This window comes from Streptomyces sp. NPDC001941 (genome assembly GCF_040296945.1).
Classification (GTDB): Bacteria; Actinomycetota; Actinomycetes; order Streptomycetales; family Streptomycetaceae; genus Streptomyces.
On the sequence record NZ_JBEOYE010000022.1, the window covers coordinates 48333 to 66399 of the forward strand.

Consider the following 18067-nt stretch of genomic DNA (forward strand, 5'->3'; position numbering starts at 1 on the left):
GAACCGGGGAGGGATGGCTACGGTTCGGTGCTCCAACCGTGAATGTCGTAGGAAGCTCCGAGACGCCCGGCTCACCCCTTCACGGCGCCCCCGAGGGCGAAGCCGCCGCCGAGCCGGCGGGCGATCAGGACGTACAGCACGAGCACCGGCGTCGAGTACAGGACCGAGAACGCCGCCAGCTGTCCGTACACCACCGAACCGTAGTTGCCGAACAGCGTGAAGATCGAGACCGACGCCGGGAGCCGGTCGGGGGTGAGCAGCAGCATGAAGGGGACGAAGAAGTTCCCCCACAGCATGATGAAGGTGTACACGGACACCACCGCGAGCCCCGGCCCCATCAGCGGCAGCACGACCCGGACCAGCGACTGCGCCCGCGAGGCGCCGTCCGTCCAGGCGGCCTCCTCCAGCACCAGCGGCACCCCGTCCATGAAGTTCTTCGTCAGCCAGATCGCGAACGGCAGCTGTGTCGCGGTCAGGAACAGGGCGGTGCCGTGCAGGGTGTCGATCAGGTCGACCCGGACGAACAGGCCGTACACCGGGACCATCACCGCGGTGATCGGCAGGCAGGTGGTGAACAGGACGGTCAGCAGGTAGGGCCGGTTCAGCCGGGAGCGGTGGCGGGAGAGCGGATAGGCGGCCAGGGCGGCGCACACCACGGTCAGGACGGTCGAACTCCCGCACAGGAGGAGGCTGTTCAGCATGGGCCGGAAGGTCGTCTCCTCGTCGAGGACCGCCCCGAAGTTCGCGCCGGTCGGCGCGGACGGCACCCGTACGCGCAGATCGGCGTCCGCGTCCAGCGAGGAGAGGACCAGCCACACCAGCGGCAGCGCGAAGGCCGTGGCGAGGACCAGCAGGGCGGCGTCGGCGGCGAGCCGGGCCCGCGTCGCGCGCCGCATCAGACGTCCGCCTCCAACAGTCGCAGGTAGACGACCGCGAACAGCGCGCCCACCACGAGCAGCAGCAGCGCGACCGCCGTGCCGTACCCGATGAGGGACTTCACGAAGGCCTGGTCGTACATGAACACGGGCAGCGTCTCGCTGCGCCGCCCCGGCCCACCCCGCGTCATCGCCCAGATGAGCCCGAACACCGAGAGCGTGGACAGGGTGTTGAGCATCAGGCAGGTGCCGATCGACCGGCGGATCATGGGCAGCGTGACGTGCCAGAGCCGGCGCACCCCGCCCGCCCCGTCCACCTGCGCGGCCTCCGTCACGTCGCGCGGGATCTCCGCCAGCGCGGCCGAGTACAGCAGCATGGAGAAGGCGGTGCCGCGCCACACGTTGGCGAACGAGACCGCGAGCACGGGAAGGGTGAACAGCCAGTTCTGCGTGGGCAGGTGGAGCCACTCCAGCAGGGCGTTGAGGGTGCCCTCGCGCCGGAAGAACGCGTACAGCAGGAAGGCCGCCACGATCTCCGGGAGCACCCACGCGGTGATCACCAGCGCACCGGTGAGGGTGCGCACGGGCCGGGAGGCGGAGCGCATCAGGCCGGCGAGGGCGAGGCCGAGGGTGTTCTGCCCGGCGATCGCGGAGACGACGGTGAAGACGAGGGTGAGCAGGACGGCGTTGCGGAACCCGTCGTCGCCGAAGGCCCGCCGGAAGTTGGCGAGCCCGACGAAGGAGGACCCGGACGCGCCGGTCAGCTGGGTGTCGGTGAAGGCGATCCAGACGCAGTAGGCGAGGGGCCCGCCGAGGAAGAGGAGCATGAGGAGGGTGGCGGGCAGGAGGGCGACGCGGCTGGTGCGGCCGGTACGACTGGTGCGGCCGCTACGGCCGGTACGCGCGGGGAGGCTTCCCGCTGCCCGGCTCACCGCTGCACGACCGCGCCGTCGACGATGGTGCCGAGCTGCTCGTCGTACGCCTTCGCGGCCTCCGCGACCCCGGCGTCCCCGGTGGTCACCTTCTCCATCGCCTCGCCGATGGCCGTCGAGACCTGCGGGTAGACGGGCAGCGCGGGACGGTAGTGGGTGTACGGGACGAGCCCGGTGAAGAAGCGGATCCCGGGCATCGAGCGGAGGTAGGCGGGATCGGCCGCGACGTCCTTGCGCACCGCGATCTGTGTGCCGACGACGCACCACCGGGAGGCGTTCGCGGGGGTCTGCAGGGCCTTGACGAACTCCCAGCCCAGATCGGGGTTCTGGGCCTTCGCCGGGATGGACCAGGCCCACCCCCCGGACATCGACACCTTGCCGGGCGCCTGCCCGTGCTGGGTCGGCATGGCGGCCTGCGCGAGGTCCGCCTCCCAGGCGGGCCACGCCTTGGGACCGCCGTTGACCCAGTTCTGCCCCATCCAGGACCCGTCGAGCGAGATCGCGAGCCTGCCCTCGGGGAACCACTCGGTGGCGACCCGGGTGCCGACGTTGGGGTCGAGGGCGTCGGAGACCTCGGGCCCGAGCCCGTCGGCGTAGACGGTGCGTACGAACTGGAGGGCGTCGCGGAAGCCCTGCCCGCCGGCGACCCACTTCTCGGCGGCGGGATCGTAGAGGGGCCCACCCCCTGCTGCCCCCGTCCCGTACAGCAGCATCTCGAAGCCCTGCATGACGGCGGCTTCGCCGGGGGCCTTGCCGGTGTAGAGGTTGAGCGGGATGACACCGGGGACCTTCGCCTTGACGGTACGGGCGGCCTGGAGGACCTCGTCCCAGTTCCTGGGCTGCCAGGCGGCGGGGAGGCCGGCCCGGGCGAAGAGCTTCTTGTTGAACCAGAGGCCGCGGGTGTCGGTGCCGTCGGGGATGCCGTACGTCTTGCCGTCCTCGGCCTTGGCGGCGTCCTTGGCCGTGGACACGAACCGCGCCCAGTCGCCCCACCGCGCGAGCCGGTCGTCGAGGGGGGTCAGGTAGCCGGCCTTGATGTCGGAGTTGATGCGGAAGGTGTCCTCGTAGAGGAGGTCGGGCGCGGTCCTGCCCGACCGCATCATCTGCTGGGCCTTGGTCGCGTAGTCGTTGTCCGGCGCCTGGATCGGGATCAGCTTGACCTTCTTGCCCGGGTGCTCCTCCTCGAACCGGGCCTTCACGGATTCGAGGAACTGGTCCTTGAAGCGGATCTTGTTGTCGGTGGAGCGGTTGTAGACGACTTCCACGGTGTCCGCATCGGAATCGCCCCCGGACCCGCAGCCGGTCAGCGAGGCACCGGCGAGCACGAGGACGAGGGCGGCGAGCCGGGGGGTGGTGGGGGTGAGCGGGGCGGTGGGGCGCACGGGCACGACCTCCTCGGACAGCTGTGGGGAGCTGTGTGCGGTGACCGTAGGACCGGGGTGGGGCAAGGTCAATGGGCGGGGGAGAGGGGGCTTCGGGGGGACATGGGGCCCTGGCGGATCGTGCCGCGTGGCTGGTCCCTGGCCTGACGTGCACTTCAGCGTGCGGTGCAGCGGCATTGACGCGCTGAAGGTATTCGGTGGTCGGTCACGTGGTGAACCTGCGACCGTCACCGGCATGAACGTGCTGCTGGGAGACAAGTCCAGGTTCGCCGTAGAGGTCGGAGAGCCAGGCGCACTGCGCCAGGTCGACATGTGGGCAGCGGGCAAGTGGCTGACCTGCGACGACAATATGGCGTACGTCCCCCAGTTCCGCCGTGACGTGCTGGACGCCGCTGCCCGGCTGCGGGCCGGCGATGGTCTCTCCCTGCCGTACGACGGCTTGTCCGCCGAAGCCACGCACCGACGTCTCAGGCAGCAGGCGGGGGACGATGAGAGGTTCCGAACCCTGCTCTGGGGGCCCACCACTGACAACGTGGTGTCCCACGTCTTCTGCGAACAGGAACTCCTGCTGGTCACGATTGAGTTCTGGCGTGAGGAACACCTGCGGAACCACCCCGAGGACGCCGGGGCGGTCTACGTCGCCGAGATTCCACGCGAAGAGTTCATCGGGGTTCTCGAAGAGGTCGGGGCCGCGCTCGACACCCACGGGGCCGGGAGCCGGTCGTGATGGGGAAAGTGGAGGGCCGGGACCCAGTGGGGCCTACTCAGGGCTCCGATCGCGAGCCACGCGTACGGCTACCGCCCGACCGCCTCTTACTCCCACTGGTTCGGCCCGGGGGCCTCGGGTGCCCCGGCGGCACCTGTTGAAGCGACTGGGTGAGCATTTCATGTTGGGGCGAGGAGGGACAGGGGCCGGGGGCCGTGAACGGTGCAGTTCCGCCCCGGGCCGTCCGGGGCGAGGTCCTGCGGGGCCCGTGCCCCGAAGGGCAGTTCCGTGCGGGCGGCCCGGGACGGGTCGCGCATCTCGTGGGCACTGGGGCCAGCCCCGCGCAACCGGCACCTCAGCCAGCGGCGAGATGTCCGATGAAGCGCTGCCATCCGGTGCGGCTCACGGTGAAGTGCGGGAGCCTCGTGTCCTTGGAGTCGCGGACGTGGACGGTGCGGTCGGTTACGGCGACCTCGATGCAGCTGTCGCCCTGGCTGCCGCTGTGGCTGGACTTGTACCAAGCGAGGTTCGTCATCGATCTCCTCGTGGCCACTCGATCCATTCCCGTGCCTCGGGTCAGCCAGCGGTGAGATGGCCGACGAAGCGTCGCCACTTGGCGCGGCTCACAGTGAGGTGCGGGCGCTGGATGTCCTTGGAGTCGCGGACGTGGACGGTGCCGGTGGTTACGGCGACCTCGATGCAGTCGTCGCCTTGGCTGCCGCTGTGGCTGGACTTGTACCAAGCGAGGTCCGTAGCGCTCATTGCTCTCCTCGTAGTCGCTCGATCAGACCCCGTGAGTCCATGGGCGTGAGGGCCTGGGAGCGCAGTGTGTCATAGCGCTGGTAGAGAAGGCTCACCTCCTTCGCGTCGGAGATGAGCCGACCGGTCTGCTGGCCTTCGGCGTAGGCGTACCGGCGACGCTTCGGGGTTTCCAGCAGTCGTAGGGGTCCGTCCATGCACGCGTGAAGTCCGGCGGTCGACGGGATCACTTGCAGCGTGACGTTTCGAGGGCTGCTCAACTCCAGCACGCGATCGAGCATGCCCCGCATCTGGTTCGAGTCTCCGAACGGCCTCCGCAGGACGTGCTCTTCCACGATGAAGCTGAAGGACACCGTCGGACGTTGCAGCAACTTCTGCCGATCGATCCGCGCCGCGACGAGGTCCTCCAGACGCTCGTCGAGCACGATCGGGACCGTGCTCTCGAACACTGCCCGCGCATACCCCTCCGACTGCAACAGCCCCGGCATCAGCCTGCACTCGTACGTGTACAGGCTCACGGCCAGCTTCTCCAGGCGGGCCCACTGTCGGAACCACGCTGCCAGTCCTGCGTCGCCCCGGGTCAGGTGGCGGGCGGCCCTGCGGAGGGCTCCGGTGTTCCCTGTCGCTTGTTCGCCGCGCTCGATGAGGTCCTCTTCAGGCATCCGGCGGCCCAACTCGACCGACTCCACGGTGTGTTTGGAGAACCGGACGCGTTCCGCGAACTCGGCCCTGCTCATCCCGTGGTGCTCCCGGAGTGCTTGTACGACCGCCCCGAAGGTCTTCAAGCTGTCCGATGGCCCGGGTTCCCTCTCCAGTTCGTCGTCGGCCGACTCGTCGCCATGGAATGGGTCATTGGTCATCCCGGCCACCTCCGATGCGTACCGCCACTGCCCCCGCGATCGACGCCACTCAGAGTGACCGCGACAGTGACGTACTGTCCACACCCCGTGTCCGTACGCTGACTCACCGTACGGGCCCGCCCGCTCCCGTTCGCGCCCCGCGCCCGTCAGCGTGGTCCCATGACCTCCACGCACCATCAACTCCCTGCCCTCGTGCGTCTGTTCGGGAAGCGGTTCACCGCCACCGGGCGCGGTGCCCGGCTCGCCCGTCAGCTGGCCGTCGTGCGGCTGACGGCCTGGGCCGTGTCGCCGGAACTGGTCGAGCGGGCCGAGCACGTCGTCGCCGAGCTCGCCTCCAACGCCGTGCGGCACGGGCGGGTCCCCGGCCGCGACTTCCGGCTGACGCTCGCCCTGTCCGACGGCGACGCCCGGTTGCGCGTCGAGGTGACGGACGCGCGGGGCGAACGGTGGCCCAGGGCCGACGGTGCGAGCGACGAGGGCGGGCGCGGGTTGATGTTGGTGGAGCACCTCGCGGACCGCTGGGGGTGCACCCCGTTCCCGCCGGGCTGCAAGACCGTCTGGGCCGAGCTGGGGGACTGCACGCCCCCGTGCCCCCTCACAGCCAGCGGTACTGCAGTTCCGGTCTTCCCACCTGGCCGTACTGTGGTGCCCTCCCCGCACGGCCTTCCGTCACCAGGTGTTCCAGGTAGCGGCGTGCCGTGATCCGGGAGATGCCGACCTCCGTGCCCGTCGCCGTCGCCGTCAGGCCCTCCGGCGCCGCGCGCAGGGCGCGGGTGACCGCGTCCAGGGTCGGTGCGCTCAGGCCCTTGGGCAGTTCGGCCGGGCGGGGCGCGCGCAGGGTCGCGAGGGCGCGGTCCACGTCGTCCTGGCCGCCCGCCTCCCCGGCGGCGGAGCGGAACTCCGCGTACCGGGTCAGGCGGTCCCGCAGTGTGGCGAACGTGAACGGCTTCAACACGTACTGCACCACCCCCAGCGACACCCCCTCGCGCACGATCGCCAGGTCGCGGGCCGACGTCACCGCGATCACGTCCGCCGTGTGGCCGGTCGCCCGCAGCGCGCGCAGCAGTTGCAGCCCGTGCCCGTCCGGCAGGTACAGGTCGAGCAGGATCAGGTCGACCGCCGCCCGGTCGAGCAGGCGCGCGGCCGCCGACCGGGAGTGGGCCACCCCGACCACCTCGAAGCCCGGCACCCGGCCCGCGTACAGCGCGTGCGCGTCCGCCGCCACCGGGTCGTCCTCGACCACCAGGACGCGGATGGGGTTCGGGGTGCCCCCGCCGGTTCTCGTGCCGCCGCTCGTGTCCTCGTTCATGTCGTGTCCTCCTGTGGTCCGGTCGTCCCCGTCCGCAGCGGCAGTCTCACCGTGAACTCCGCCCCGCCGTCCGGTCCTTCGGACACCTCGATGCTTCCCCGGGCCCGGTGCACCGCCTGGCGGGCCAGGGCCAGGCCCAGGCCGCGGCCCGAGCCGCGGGTGGACCAGCCGCGTTCGAAGACCGCCTCGGCGTCGGCCGCCGCGACGCCCGGGCCGCTGTCGGCGACCCGGAGCAGCAGCGAGGGGCCGTCCGTCGCGGCCGTCACCGTGACCCGGGCGTCCGGTTCGCCGGTGGCGGCCTCGACCGCGTTGTCGATCAGGTTGCCGAGCACGGTGACCAGGTCGCGCGGGGGCAGCGCGGCCGGGATCACCCCGTCGTCGATCCGGCTCTCGTCGGTCAGGACCAGCTCCACGCCCCGCTCGTTCGCCTGCGCCGCCTTGCCGAGCAGCAGGGCCGCCAGCACCGGCTCGGCGACCGCGTCGACCACCCGGTCGGTGAGCGCCTGGGCCAGTTCCAGTTCGGCCGTGGCGAACCGTACCGCCTCGTCCACCCGGCCCAGCTCGATCAGCGACACGACCGCGTGCAGCCGGTTCGCCGCCTCGTGCGCCTGTGAGCGCAGTGCCTCGGTGAAGCCCCGCTCGGAGTCCAACTCGCCCGATAGTGACTGGAGTTCGGTGTGGTCGCGGAGGGTGGCGACGGTGCCGCGCCGTTCGCCGCCGACCACCGGGCGGGTGGAGACCACCAGCACCCGGTCGGCCGTCAGGTGCAGTTCGTCGGCGCGCGGCTCGGAGGCGAGCAGGGCGCCGGTCAGCGACGGCGGCAGGCCGAGTTCGGCGACCGGGGTGCCCACGGCCTCCGGGCCCAGGCCGAGGAGCGTGCGCGCCCCGTCGTTGATCAGGGCGATGCGCCGCTGCCCGTCCAGCATCACCAGGCCCTCGCGCACCGCGTGCAGCGCCGCCTCGTGGTAGTCGTGCATCCGGCTGAGCTGGCCGGCGTTCATGCCGTGGGTGTGGCGGCGGAGCCGGGCGTTGATCACGTACGTACCGAGTCCGCCGATCGTCAGCGCGGCGCCCGCCATCCCCAGCAGCGCGGTGACCTGCTCGCGCACCTGCTGGCTGATGCGCTCGACGGTGATGCCCGCGCTGACCAGGCCCACCACCCTCGTCCCGTCGAGGACCGGGGTGATCGTGCGGACCGAGGGCCCGAGCACGCCGAGGTGCTTCTCGGAGAACGTCTCGCCGCGCAGCGCCCGTTCCGTGTGCCCCAGGTAGGTGCGCCCGATCTCCGCCGGCTCGGGGTGCGACCAGCGCGTCCCGTCCGGCGCCATGATCGTGACGAAGTTGACGCCGGTGGCGCGCCGCACCGACTCGGCGTACGGCTGGAGGAGCGCGGTCGGGTCGCTCGTACGGATCGCGGCGGCCACCGAGGGGGAGCGGGCCACCGCGGTCGCCGTGGCCGTCGCCTGGCGCCGCGCGGTCTCCTCGGCCTGGGCGCGGTCGGTGACGTACGCGAACGCCGCGCACCCGGCGACGACCGCGGCCACCAGCACGACCTGCATCGCGAACAGCTGGCCGGCCAGGCTGCGGGGGCGGGGTATGCGCATGGGCGCAAGTCTGCACGCCCGCCGTGGCGTGAACTAAACGCACGCAAGGGTGACCGGGGTCACAGGGTGGTGGATAGTCGCGGGGACCCGGCGGGACGGCGGCCACCGGGACGTGCCGCCGCCGTCCGCACCACGACCGGTACCGGGAGGACCATCACCGGGCACCAGGCCCCAGGGAGGAACCCGTGGCAGCAGGAGCCGCAAGGCGGGACCGCACGCACTACCTGTACCTCGCCGTCATCGGCGCCGTACTGCTCGGCATCGGCGTGGGCTTCCTCGCCCCCGGTGTCGCCGTCGAACTCAAGCCACTGGGCACCGGGTTCGTGAACCTCATCAAGATGATGATCTCGCCGATCATCTTCTGCACGATCGTGCTGGGCGTCGGCTCGGTGCGCAAGGCGGCCAAGGTCGGCGCCGTGGGCGGGCTCGCCCTGGGCTACTTCCTGGTCATGTCGACCGTCGCGCTCGCCATCGGCCTGCTCGTCGGCAACCTGCTCGACCCGGGCTCCGGCCTGCACCTGACCGAAGCGGGCCGCGAGGCCGGGCAGAAGCAGGCGTCCGGGGCGAGCGAGGGCACCGCGGACTTCCTGCTCGGGATCATCCCCAAGACGCTGGTCTCCGCCTTCACCGAGGGCGAGGTCCTCCAGACGCTGCTGGTCGCGCTGCTCGCGGGCTTCGCGCTGCAGGCGATGGGCGCGGCGGGCGAGCCGGTGCTGCGCGGCATCGGGCACCTCCAGCGGCTGGTCTTCCGGATCCTGGCGATGATCATGTGGGCGGCGCCGGTGGGCGCGTTCGGCGCGATCGCGGCGGTGGTCGGCGAGACGGGCGTGGACGCGCTGAAGTCGCTGGCCGTCATCATGATCGGCTTCTACCTGACCTGCGCGCTCTTCGTCTTCCTGGTCCTGGGCACGATCCTGCGGGTGGTGGCGGGGGTGAACATCTTCGCGCTGCTGAAGTACCTGGGGCGGGAGTTCCTGCTGATCCTGTCCACCTCCTCCTCGGAGTCGGCGCTGCCGCGCCTGATCGCGAAGATGGAGCACCTGGGCGTGAGCAAGCCGGTGGTGGGCATCACCGTGCCGACCGGCTACTCCTTCAACCTCGACGGCACGGCGATCTACCTGACCATGGCGTCGATCTTCGTGGCGGACGCGCTGGACCAGCCGCTCGCCTTCGGCGAGCAGGTGTCGCTGCTCGTCTTCATGGTCATCGCGTCGAAGGGCGCGGCGGGCGTGACGGGCGCGGGCCTGGCCACGCTCGCGGGCGGCCTCCAGTCGCACAAGCCCGGCCTGGTGGACGGGGTCGGCCTGATCGTCGGCATCGACCGCTTCATGAGCGAGGCGCGGGCGCTGACGAACTTCGCGGGCAACGCGGTGGCGACGGTCCTGGTCGGCACGTGGACGAAGGAGATCGACAAGGAGCGGGTGGAGCAGGTGCTGGCGGGCCGGGTCCCGTTCGACGAGCGCACGCTGGTGGACGACGGACACGGGGGTACGGGCCAGGGTCCGGACGCCGACCGGGGCGCGGGGCAGGGCCCGGGTCAGGAGCCGGACGCGCCGAAGGGGGCGAAGGAGGGGGTGGGGGCCTGAGGGCCCGGGGGCTGCGGGGTCCCGTGGAGGCGGGCCCGCGCCTCCACTCCTCCCGTAACGCCGCCCCTCCAGCGACGCCGCCCGTCCCGCGAACTCCGGGACGGGCGGCGTCCGTTGTCCTCGGTCGGTGGTCGGTGGCCGGTGGCCCGTGGCTCGTGGCCCCTGCGTGGTCCTCGGTCCGGGCGTGCGCGGCCTCAGAGGGCGGCGATGATCTCGCGGACGCGGTCCTCCGGGACGCCCGCCGAGAGCAGGGCTGTGACCGCCGCCGCGCGGCCCGCCTCCGCCGGGGGCAGGGCTCCGTCGTTCACCGCCTCCATCAGGCCGAACAGCGACTGCTCGTGGACGTACGCCAGTGCCTCGGGCGGCAGCGGTGAGGCGAAGACGCCCTCCTCCTGGCCGCGGCGCAGCACCTCCACGCAGGCCGTGCGGACCGGGGTGAGGCGGTCGCGGATGCCCTCCATCGTCACGCTGCGCTGGGCCAGGGCGACCAGTAGCCGGTAGCGGTCGGCGATCTCCCAGACCGCGTCGACCGCCCGGGCGAGCGCCTCGGCCGGGTCGGCCACGCCCTCGCGGCCCCGTTCGTGCGCCTCGGCGACGGTGGCGACCGCGTCGTCGACGAGCGAGGCGATCAGGGCGTCGCGGCTGGGGAAGTGGCCGTACACCGTGCGGCGCACCACCCCGGCGGCGCGGGCGATCTGGTCCATGGAGGCGTCGGGGTCGCGCAGCAGCTCGGTGAGCGCCACCTGCTCGATGCGGCGGCGGTTGGCGTCGGCCCGTCCGGATGTGGTCACCCCCTCATTTTGCACAGGACTGTGCAGTGCCGTAAATTGCACACCGCTGTGTAATTGCACAGCGGTGTGCAAGTCGTGTTGCACAGTGCTGTGCAAATGTGTGAGAAAGGAGGCGCCGCCGATGACCGCGGGCCCCGCCCTGTCCGAACCGGCCGCCGTGTCCCCGTCCCCGGACGATCCGCCCTACGCCAGGCGCTGGTGGGCCCTCGGCGTCCTCTGCCTGAGCCTGCTGATCATCGTGATGGCGAACACCGCCCTCACGGTCGCCGCCCCCGACATGACCAAGGACCTCGGTCTCACCAGCTCCGACCTCCAGTGGGTCATCGACGGCTACACCGTCCCGTACGCCGCGCTGATGCTGCTGCTCGGCGCGATCGGCGACAAGTACAGCCGGCGCGGCGCCCTGGTGCTCGGCCTGCTCGTCTTCGGCGGCGGGGCCGTCGCCGGCTCGCTCGTCGACAGCTCCACCGGGGTCATCGCCGCCCGCGCCGTGATGGGCGTCGGTGCCGCGATGATCATGCCCGCCACCCTCTCGCTGCTCGCCGCGACCTTCCCGCGCGCCGAACGGGCCAGGGCCATCGTGATCTGGACCGCCACCGCGGGCCTCGCCATCGCCGCCGGGCCGCTCGTCGCGGGCGCGCTGCTCGAACGGCACGGCTGGGCCTCGACGTTCCTGATCAACGTGCCCGTCGCGGCGCTCGCGATCGTCGGCGCGCTCACCCTCGTACCGCCGTCGAAGGCGGCCCGGCACGACCGCATCGACTACGTCGGCGGGCTGCTGTCCGTGCTGTGGATCGGCGCGCTCGTCTACATGATCATCCAGGGCCCGCACTTCGGCTGGGACGCCAAGGCCGTCACCGCCGCGGTGGTCGCGGGCGCCGGGCTGCTCGCCTTCGTGCTGTGGGAGCTGCGCCACCCGCGCCCCGTCCTGGACGTGCGCCGGTTCGCGCACCGGGGGTTCGCCGGGTCGAACCTGGCCGTCGCGCTCTTCTTCCTCGCCGTCTTCGGCGCCTTCTACTACCTGACCCAGCACCTGCAGTTCGTGCTCGGCTACAACCCGCTGGAGACCGGTGTACGGATGCTCCCGCTGGCCGGCGCCGTCTTCGTCGGCTCCGCCCTCACCGGCTACCTCACCCCGCGGCTGGGGATGAAGGTCACCGTCACCGCGGGCATGGTCGCCGGGACCGTCGCGCTCGCCCTGCTCACCCTGGTCGACGCGGGCTCCGGCTACGGGGACTTCGTGGTGCCGCTGGTCGTCCTCGGCCTGGCGATCGGGCTCGCCCTGTCGCCCTGCACCGACGCGATCATGGGGGCGTTCCCCGAGTCCGAGCTGGGGGTCGGGGGCGCCGTCAACGACACCTCCCTGGAGCTGGGCGGGTCGCTCGGGATCGCGATCCTGGGGTCGGTGCTGGCGGGGTCGTACTCGTCCCACCTGTCAACCGCCGCCTCCGGGAGCAAGGTGCCGGCGGACGCGCTGGCCACGGCCCAGGACTCGGTCGGCGCGGGGTACGCGGTGGCGCAGGGGGTCGGGGACCGGGCCGGGGAACTGCTGGCCCAGGCGGCCCGGGCGGCCGACCCGGCCCAGGCGGCCCAGCTCAAGGCCCAGGCCGAGGGCCTCGCCCAGGGGGCGCGCCAGATGGCGGACGCGGTGGGGGCGTCCTTCTCGGAGGCGGTGGCGCACACGAGCCTGGTGGGTGCGGTGGTGCTGGGAGTGGGGACGGTGCTGGTGGGGGTGCTGCTGCCGAGGAGGGGGCGGTAGGGGGCCCTGAGGTCCCTGGCCCCTCGGGAGCCCCCAGCCGGGAGCCCCGGCGGGCCCGGTCCCGCCCCTTCGCCGCCTCCCGCCCCCCGGCTTTCCTTGACGTCGGGGGGAAGGAATAGCGTCGTCGCATGCGAATCGGCGAGCTCGCGGAGCGGGCGGGTACGACCACCAGGACCCTGCGCTACTACGAGTCCCGGGGTCTCCTCCCCGCCCGGCGCGCGGGCAACGGCTACCGCACGTACGACAAGGACGACCTTCGGCTGCTCCAGGAGATCCGGACCCTGCAGGACTTCGGGTTCGACCTGGAGCAGACCCGGCCGTTCCTGGAGTGCTTGCGGGCCGGGCACCCGGCCGGGGACTCCTGCCCCGCGTCCCTCGCCGTCTACCGGAGCAAGCTCGCCGAGCTGGACGGCCTCATCGGCCGTCTGGCGGCGGTGCGCGACCAGGTGGCCGGTCAACTGCTGCGCGCAGAGTCCGAGTTGCCGCACGCTCCGGATCCACGATGCGAACTGGGAGGGTGAACGGATGGTACGAGTGGAAGGCGTCGGCGAAGTCACGGACGCGGACTTCGCTGACCGGGTGCTCGCGGCGGACAAGCCGGTCCTGGTGCAGTTCACGGCCGAGTGGTGCGGCCCCTGTCGGCAACTGGCCCCGGTGTTGCGGGCGTTGGCCCGGGAGGAGGGTGAGCGGCTCGAAGTCGTCCAGCTCGACGTGGACCGCAATCCGCAGACGGCCCTGCGCTACCACGTCCTCGCGACGCCCACCCTCCTCGTCTTCCGGGACGGCGAACCGGTGAAGTCCATGGTCGGTGCCCGAGCCAAGCGCAAGCTCCTGCAGGAGTTGGAGGAGGTCGTCTGACAGCGGGGGACTGCGCGGAGCCCGTACACCAAGTGCGGAGCCCGTACACAACGAAAACCCCGGTCCGTATTGACGGCCGGGGCTTTTCGTTCGGTATATTGGTGAGTTGCTTCTCTGTGGAATCAGTGCACGCAGAGGGGGCAACTAAAGTTACCGTACCGGGTCAGGAGCTGAATTGTCAAGCGAGTCGAGCGGGTCAAGCGAGGAATTGCAGCGGGAACAGCAATTCGTCTCCCTCGTCCACGCGCGCATGGACGCGCTCAGGGCCGAGGCCGAAAGTGCCGTGCGGGCCGCGACGGCGCAGGTCGGGACCGGTCAGCAGGCGCGGGTGGAGCGCGATGTCGCGGTCGCGGAGCACTCCGCCGCGCTCGCCGCGCTGAACGTTCCGGAAACCGGGCTGTGTTTCGGGCGCATTGATCACCGCGACGGCACCGCCTTCCACATCGGCCGCATCGGAATCCACCGCGACGACGAACGGAGAACGCGGCTGCTCATCGACTGGCGGGCCCCCGTCGCGCGCCCCTTCTACCTGGCGACCGGATTCGAGCCGATGGGCCTGCGCCGCCGCCGGCACCTCACCACCCGGGGCCGCGAGGTCACCGCCCTGCACGACGAGATCATGGACCTCGCCGACACCGAGCGCACCGGCCACGAGTCGCACGACGCCGACGAGGTGCTGCTCGCCGCGCTGAACACCGCCCGCACCGGGCGCATGGGCGACATCGTGCAGACCATCCAGGCCGAGCAGGACCGCATCATCCGCGCCCCGCACCAGGGCGTGCTGGTCGTCGAGGGCGGTCCCGGCACCGGCAAGACCGCCGTCGCCCTGCACCGCGCCGCCTACCTCCTGTACGCCCAGCGGGAGTTGCTGGCCAAGCGGGCCGTGCTGATCGTCGGGCCCAACCCGGCCTTCCTCGGCTACATCGGCGAGGTGCTGCCCTCGCTCGGCGAGACCGGGGTGCTGCTCGCCACGGTCGGCGAGCTCTTCCCGGGCGTCACCGCGACCGGCACCGACAGCGCGCGGGCCGCCGAGGTCAAGGGGCGCGCGTCCATGGCGGACACCCTGGCCGAGGCCCTGCGCGACCGCCAGCAGGTCCCGGCCAGGGACGAGCCGGTCGTGGTCCGCCACGACGACGGGGACCTGGTCATCGACTGGGGCACCGCCCTGGAGGCGCGCCACAAGGCCCGCGAGACCCGGCTGCCGCACAACCTGGCCCGCCCCTACTTCGCGTTCGCCCTGATCGACGCGCTGACCGAGCAGCTCGCGGACCGGATCGGCGCCGACCCGTACGGCGGCCCCAACTTCCTGGGCCCCGACGACGTCGCCCAGCTCGCCAAGGGGATCGCCGCCAGCCCCGAGGTGCACGCGGCGATCGACGACCTGTGGCCGCTGCTGACGCCGCAGCGGTTCCTCGCCGACTACCTGACCGAGCCCACCCACCTCTCCGACGAGGACGCGGCGGAGCTGCGGCGCGAGGACGGGCCCTGGACGCCCGCCGACGTCCCGCTGCTCGACGAGGCGGCGGAGCTGCTGGGCGAGGACGACTCGGCCGCGCTGGCCGCCGCCGAGGCGGCGCGCCAGGAGCGGATCGCCTACGCGCAGGGCGTGCTCGACGTCTCGTACGCCTCGCGGACCTACGAGTTCGAGGACAAGGACGACGAGGACTCCGAGGTGCTCGGCGCGCACGACGTGATCGACGCCGAGCGGATGGCCGACCGGCACGAGGAGGCCGACCACCGCAGCGCCGCCGAGCGCGCCGCCGCCGACCGGACCTGGGCGTTCGGCCACATCATCGTGGACGAGGCGCAGGAGCTGTCGCCGATGGCCTGGCGGCTGCTGATGCGCCGGGTGCCGACCCGCTCGATGACCCTGGTGGGCGACCCGGCGCAGACCGGCGACGCGGCGGGGGCCGGGTCCTGGCAGGAGGTCCTCGGGCCGTACGTGGAGGACCGCTGGGAGCTGACCCGGCTGGGGGTCAACTACCGTACGCCCGCCGAGATCATGGAGTACGCGGCCGCCCGCCGCCGGGCCGTCGAGCCCGGCTTCGAGCCGCCCCGCTCCATCCGCTCCACCGGGCGGGAGCCGTGGGAGCGCACCCTGCCTCTGTCCCGGCTGGCCGACGCGGTCAAGGAGTCGGTGCCCGAGGAGGGCCGGCTCGCGGTGGTCGCGCCCGCCGGGCTGTGCGACGAGGTGCGGGCGCTGCTGGGCGTGGCGGAGGGGCCGGTGGACCTCGCGCACGCCCTGGTCGTGGTGGACCCGCGCGAGGCCAAGGGCCTGGAGTTCGACGCCGTCGTGGTGGTGGAGCCGGACCGGATGGGGGTCAACGACCTGTACGTGGCGCTGACCCGGGCCACCCAGTCCCTCGGCGTGGTCCACCTGGAGGACGCCTCGTAGGTCGTGTCCTCGAAATCCCGCTCAGACCGGTCGCAGCCACACGGTCGCCAGCGGCGGCAGCGTCAGCTGCACGCTCGCCGGGCGGCCGTGCGCGGCGACCGACTCCGGCTTGACCGGCTCGGGGTTGAGCACGTCACCGCCGCCGTAGCGGGCCGCGTCGGTGTTCAGCACCTCCGTCCAGGCGGACACCTCGGCGGGCACGCCGAGCCGGTAGTCGTGCCGGACCACCGGCGAGAAGTGGGAGACGGCCAGCAGGGGGGCGCCGGAGGCGTCGAAGCGCAGGAACGCGAGGACGTTGTCCTCGGCGGCGTCCCCCGCCACCCAGGAGAAGCCCTCGGGCTCCGTGTCGCGCTCCCACAGGGCCGGGGTCCTGCGGTAGCGCCGGTTCAGCTCGGACACCAGGTCCCGCACGCCCCGGTGGTCGGCCGCCGCCCCGTACGACGGGTCGAGCAGCCACCAGTCCGGGCCGTGCGCCTCGGACCACTCGGCGCCCTGGGCGAACTCCTGTCCCATGAAGAGCAGTTGCTTGCCCGGGTGGGCCCACATGAAGGCCAGGTAGGCGCGGAGCGAGGCGCGCTGCTGCCACCAGTCGCCGGGCATCTTGGAGACCAGCGACCGCTTGCCGTGCACCACCTCGTCGTGCGAGATCGGCAGCACGTAGTTCTCGCTGTACGCGTAGACCATCGAGAAGGTCATCTCGTGGTGGTGGTACCTGCGGTGCACCGGCTCCTTGGTCATGTAGCCCAGCGAGTCGTGCATCCAGCCCATGTTCCACTTCAGCCCGAAGCCCAGGCCGCCGAAGCCGCCGGGCCCGGTGTGGTGGGTGGCCCGGGTGACGCCGTCCCAGGCGGTGGACTCCTCCGCGACGGTCACCACGCCCGGCACCCGGCGGTAGACGGTGGCGTTCATCTCCTGGAGGAACGCCACGGCGTCCAGGTTCTCCCGCCCGCCGTGCTCGTTGGGCGTCCACTGGCCGTCCTCGCGCGAGTAGTCCAGGTAGAGCATCGAGGCGACCGCGTCGACCCGCAGGCCGTCGATGTGGAACTCCTCGCACCAGTACACCGCGTTGGCGACCAGGAAGTTGCGCACCTCCTTGCGCCCGTAGTCGAACTCCAGGGTCCCCCAGTCGGGGTGCGCCGCGCGGGCCGGGTCCTCGTGCTCGTACAGCGGCCGCCCGTCGAACTCCGCCAGGGCCCAGTCGTCGCGCGGGAAGTGCGCCGGCACCCAGTCCATCAGCACGCCGATCCCGGCCCGGTGCAGCGCGTCCACCAGGTGGCGGAAGTCGTCCGGGGTGCCGAGCCGGGCGGTCGGCGCGTAGAAGCCGGTGACCTGGTAGCCCCAGGAGCCGCCGAAGGGGTGCTCGGCGACCGGCATCAGCTCCACGTGCGTGAAGCCCAGGTCGTTGACGTACGCGGGCAGTTGCTCGGCGAGCTGACGGTACGTCAGACCCGGTCGCCAGGAGGCGAGATGGACCTCGTAGACGGAGAACGGGCCCTCATGCGCCGGCCGCTGGGCCCGCTGCTCCAGCCACTCGGCGTCCCGCCACACGTGGTGCGAGCGGGTCACCACCGAGGCGTTGGCGGGTGGTGTCTCGGTGCGCCGGGCCATCGGGTCGGCCCGCAGCGTGTGGCTGCCGTCGGGGCGCGTGATGTCGAACTTGTACAGCGCCCCCTCGCGCACCCCCGGCACGAACAGCTCCCACACCCCCGTGGAGCCCAGCGAGCGCAGCGGGAACGCCGTGCCGTCCCAGTAGTTGAAGTCCCCCACCACCCGCACGCCGCGCGCGTTGGGCGCCCACACCGTGAACCGGGTCCCCTCCACCCCCTGGTGCGCCATCGGGTGCGCGCCCAGTGCCGTCCACAGCTCCTCGTGCCGCCCCTCGCCGATCAGGTGCAGGTCGAGGTCGCCGAGCGAGGGCAGGAAGCGGTACGGGTCCCCGGCCTCGAAGTCGCCGTCCTGGTAGGTGACGGACAGGTCGTACTCCGGCACCCCGCTCAGCGGCAGCAGCCCCGAGAAGAAGCCGTCGCCGTCGTCGTGCAGCGGGGCGAGCAGGCCCTCGGCGCGCACCCGCACGGCGCGGGCGTAGGGGCGCAGCACCCGGAAGGCCACCCCGCCCGGCGCCGGGTGCGCGCCGAGCACGCCGTGCGGGTCGTGGTGGGTGCCGCTCAGCAGCCGCTCCCGGTCGCCGGGGTCGAGGGCGGGGGCGGACTTGGGCGAGGTGCGGGTCGGGCGGCGGGCGGTCACGGGGGAG

17 protein-coding genes are annotated in these 18067 nt (G+C 72.2%); 7 read left to right on the forward strand and 10 right to left on the reverse strand.

Annotated features, from left to right (window positions below; all coding sequences use genetic code 11):
• Positions 1–71: 71 nt before the first annotated feature.
• The 3 genes from ABT160_RS17345 to ABT160_RS17355 form a co-directional block, all read right to left on the reverse strand.
• On the reverse strand, positions 72–896 hold the full coding sequence (locus ABT160_RS17345; RefSeq protein WP_351648361.1) for a carbohydrate ABC transporter permease: 825 nt from the start codon (positions 894–896) through the stop codon (positions 72–74).
• On the reverse strand, positions 896–1702 hold the full coding sequence (locus tag ABT160_RS17350) for a carbohydrate ABC transporter permease (protein ID WP_351648363.1): 807 nt from the start codon (positions 1700–1702) through the stop codon (positions 896–898). The genes ABT160_RS17345 and ABT160_RS17350 overlap by 1 nt, the downstream gene beginning before the upstream one ends.
• A 101-nt stretch (positions 1703–1803) precedes the next feature.
• Positions 1804–3195 carry an ABC transporter substrate-binding protein gene (locus ABT160_RS17355; RefSeq protein WP_502984248.1) on the reverse strand — a complete coding sequence of 464 codons (1392 nt, stop codon included), beginning with the start codon at positions 3193–3195 and terminating at the stop codon, positions 1804–1806.
• A 229-nt stretch (positions 3196–3424) separates the two neighbouring features.
• Between ABT160_RS17355 and ABT160_RS17360 the strand changes: the two genes are divergently transcribed.
• On the forward strand, positions 3425–3916 hold the full coding sequence (locus tag ABT160_RS17360; protein ID WP_351648368.1) for a hypothetical protein: 492 nt from the start codon (positions 3425–3427) through the stop codon (positions 3914–3916).
• A gap of 334 nt (positions 3917–4250) precedes the next feature.
• Here the strand turns inward: ABT160_RS17360 and ABT160_RS17365 are convergent, their stop codons facing one another.
• The 3 genes from ABT160_RS17365 to ABT160_RS17375 are packed head-to-tail and all read right to left on the reverse strand — an operon-like array spanning position 4251 to position 5514.
• Positions 4251–4430, reverse strand: coding sequence for a DUF397 domain-containing protein (locus ABT160_RS17365; RefSeq protein ID WP_351648370.1), 180 nt, complete (start codon positions 4428–4430; stop codon positions 4251–4253).
• Between the two features lie 41 nt (positions 4431–4471).
• On the reverse strand, positions 4472–4657 hold the full coding sequence (locus tag ABT160_RS17370; RefSeq protein WP_351648372.1) for a DUF397 domain-containing protein: 186 nt from the start codon (positions 4655–4657) through the stop codon (positions 4472–4474).
• A complete protein-coding gene (locus tag ABT160_RS17375; protein ID WP_351648438.1) occupies positions 4654–5514 on the reverse strand; it encodes a helix-turn-helix domain-containing protein in 861 nt (286 codons plus the stop codon). Before ABT160_RS17375 ends, ABT160_RS17370 begins: the two co-directional genes overlap by 4 nt.
• Before the next feature lie 159 nt (positions 5515–5673).
• Here ABT160_RS17375 and ABT160_RS17380 point away from each other — a divergent pair, with 159 nt between their 5' ends.
• A complete protein-coding gene (locus ABT160_RS17380; RefSeq protein ID WP_351648373.1) occupies positions 5674–6216 on the forward strand; it encodes an ATP-binding protein in 543 nt (180 codons plus the stop codon).
• Here the strand turns inward: ABT160_RS17380 and ABT160_RS17385 are convergent.
• Positions 6110–6823 (reverse strand): response regulator, encoded by a 714-nt coding sequence (locus ABT160_RS17385; RefSeq protein WP_351648375.1) that lies wholly within the window; start codon positions 6821–6823, stop codon positions 6110–6112. The two genes, ABT160_RS17380 and ABT160_RS17385, sit on opposite strands and share 107 nt — an antisense overlap.
• Positions 6820–8427, reverse strand: coding sequence for a sensor histidine kinase (locus ABT160_RS17390; RefSeq protein ID WP_351648377.1), 1608 nt, complete (start codon positions 8425–8427; stop codon positions 6820–6822). Before ABT160_RS17390 ends, ABT160_RS17385 begins: the two co-directional genes overlap by 4 nt.
• Positions 8428–8612: 185 nt before the next feature.
• Here ABT160_RS17390 and ABT160_RS17395 point away from each other — a divergent pair, with 185 nt between their 5' ends.
• Complete coding sequence (locus ABT160_RS17395; RefSeq protein WP_351648379.1) at positions 8613–10013, forward strand: cation:dicarboxylate symporter family transporter; 1401 nt, start codon at positions 8613–8615, stop codon at positions 10011–10013.
• A 194-nt stretch (positions 10014–10207) separates the two neighbouring features.
• Here ABT160_RS17395 and ABT160_RS17400 read toward each other — a convergent pair whose 3' ends face one another.
• Positions 10208–10804 carry a TetR/AcrR family transcriptional regulator gene (locus ABT160_RS17400; RefSeq protein ID WP_351648380.1) on the reverse strand — a complete coding sequence of 199 codons (597 nt, stop codon included), beginning with the start codon at positions 10802–10804 and terminating at the stop codon, positions 10208–10210.
• A 121-nt stretch (positions 10805–10925) separates the two neighbouring features.
• On the opposite strand from ABT160_RS17400, the gene ABT160_RS17405 reads away from it, so the two are divergent.
• From ABT160_RS17405 to ABT160_RS17420, 4 genes are all read left to right on the forward strand, one after another.
• Positions 10926–12563 (forward strand): MFS transporter, encoded by a 1638-nt coding sequence (locus ABT160_RS17405; protein ID WP_351648382.1) that lies wholly within the window; start codon positions 10926–10928, stop codon positions 12561–12563.
• A 128-nt stretch (positions 12564–12691) separates the two neighbouring features.
• Positions 12692–13084 carry a MerR family transcriptional regulator gene (locus ABT160_RS17410; RefSeq protein ID WP_351648384.1) on the forward strand — a complete coding sequence of 131 codons (393 nt, stop codon included), beginning with the start codon at positions 12692–12694 and terminating at the stop codon, positions 13082–13084.
• A 4-nt stretch (positions 13085–13088) separates the two neighbouring features.
• On the forward strand, positions 13089–13421 hold the full coding sequence (gene trxA, locus ABT160_RS17415) for a thioredoxin (RefSeq protein ID WP_351648386.1): 333 nt from the start codon (positions 13089–13091) through the stop codon (positions 13419–13421).
• A 250-nt stretch (positions 13422–13671) separates the two neighbouring features.
• Positions 13672–15816: a HelD family protein gene (locus ABT160_RS17420; protein ID WP_351648388.1), complete on the forward strand. Its 2145-nt coding sequence runs from the start codon at positions 13672–13674 to the stop codon at positions 15814–15816.
• A gap of 21 nt (positions 15817–15837) precedes the next feature.
• Here the strand turns inward: ABT160_RS17420 and glgB are convergent, their stop codons facing one another.
• Complete coding sequence (gene glgB, locus ABT160_RS17425; RefSeq protein WP_351648390.1) at positions 15838–18060, reverse strand: 1,4-alpha-glucan branching enzyme; 2223 nt, start codon at positions 18058–18060, stop codon at positions 15838–15840.
• Positions 18061–18067: the final 7 nt, after the last annotated feature.

Coding starts and splice junctions, on each gene's coding strand:
- ABT160_RS17345 (WP_351648361.1), bottom strand. CDS start 896: ATGCGGCGCGCGACGCGGGCCCGGCTCGCCGCCGACGCCGCCCTGCTG.
- ABT160_RS17350 (WP_351648363.1), bottom strand. CDS start 1,702: ATGCTCCTCTTCCTCGGCGGGCCCCTCGCCTACTGCGTCTGGATCGCC.
- ABT160_RS17360 (WP_351648368.1), top strand. CDS start 3,425: ATGAACGTGCTGCTGGGAGACAAGTCCAGGTTCGCCGTAGAGGTCGGA.
- ABT160_RS17365 (WP_351648370.1), bottom strand. CDS start 4,430: ATGACGAACCTCGCTTGGTACAAGTCCAGCCACAGCGGCAGCCAGGGC.
- ABT160_RS17370 (WP_351648372.1), bottom strand. CDS start 4,657: ATGAGCGCTACGGACCTCGCTTGGTACAAGTCCAGCCACAGCGGCAGC.
- ABT160_RS17375 (WP_351648438.1), bottom strand. CDS start 5,514: ATGACCAATGACCCATTCCATGGCGACGAGTCGGCCGACGACGAACTG.
- ABT160_RS17380 (WP_351648373.1), top strand. CDS start 5,674: ATGACCTCCACGCACCATCAACTCCCTGCCCTCGTGCGTCTGTTCGGG.
- ABT160_RS17385 (WP_351648375.1), bottom strand. CDS start 6,823: ATGAACGAGGACACGAGCGGCGGCACGAGAACCGGCGGGGGCACCCCG.
- ABT160_RS17390 (WP_351648377.1), bottom strand. CDS start 8,427: ATGCGCATACCCCGCCCCCGCAGCCTGGCCGGCCAGCTGTTCGCGATG.
- ABT160_RS17405 (WP_351648382.1), top strand. CDS start 10,926: ATGACCGCGGGCCCCGCCCTGTCCGAACCGGCCGCCGTGTCCCCGTCC.
- ABT160_RS17410 (WP_351648384.1), top strand. CDS start 12,692: ATGCGAATCGGCGAGCTCGCGGAGCGGGCGGGTACGACCACCAGGACC.
- trxA (WP_351648386.1), top strand. CDS start 13,089: ATGGTACGAGTGGAAGGCGTCGGCGAAGTCACGGACGCGGACTTCGCT.
- ABT160_RS17420 (WP_351648388.1), top strand. CDS start 13,672: ATGGACGCGCTCAGGGCCGAGGCCGAAAGTGCCGTGCGGGCCGCGACG.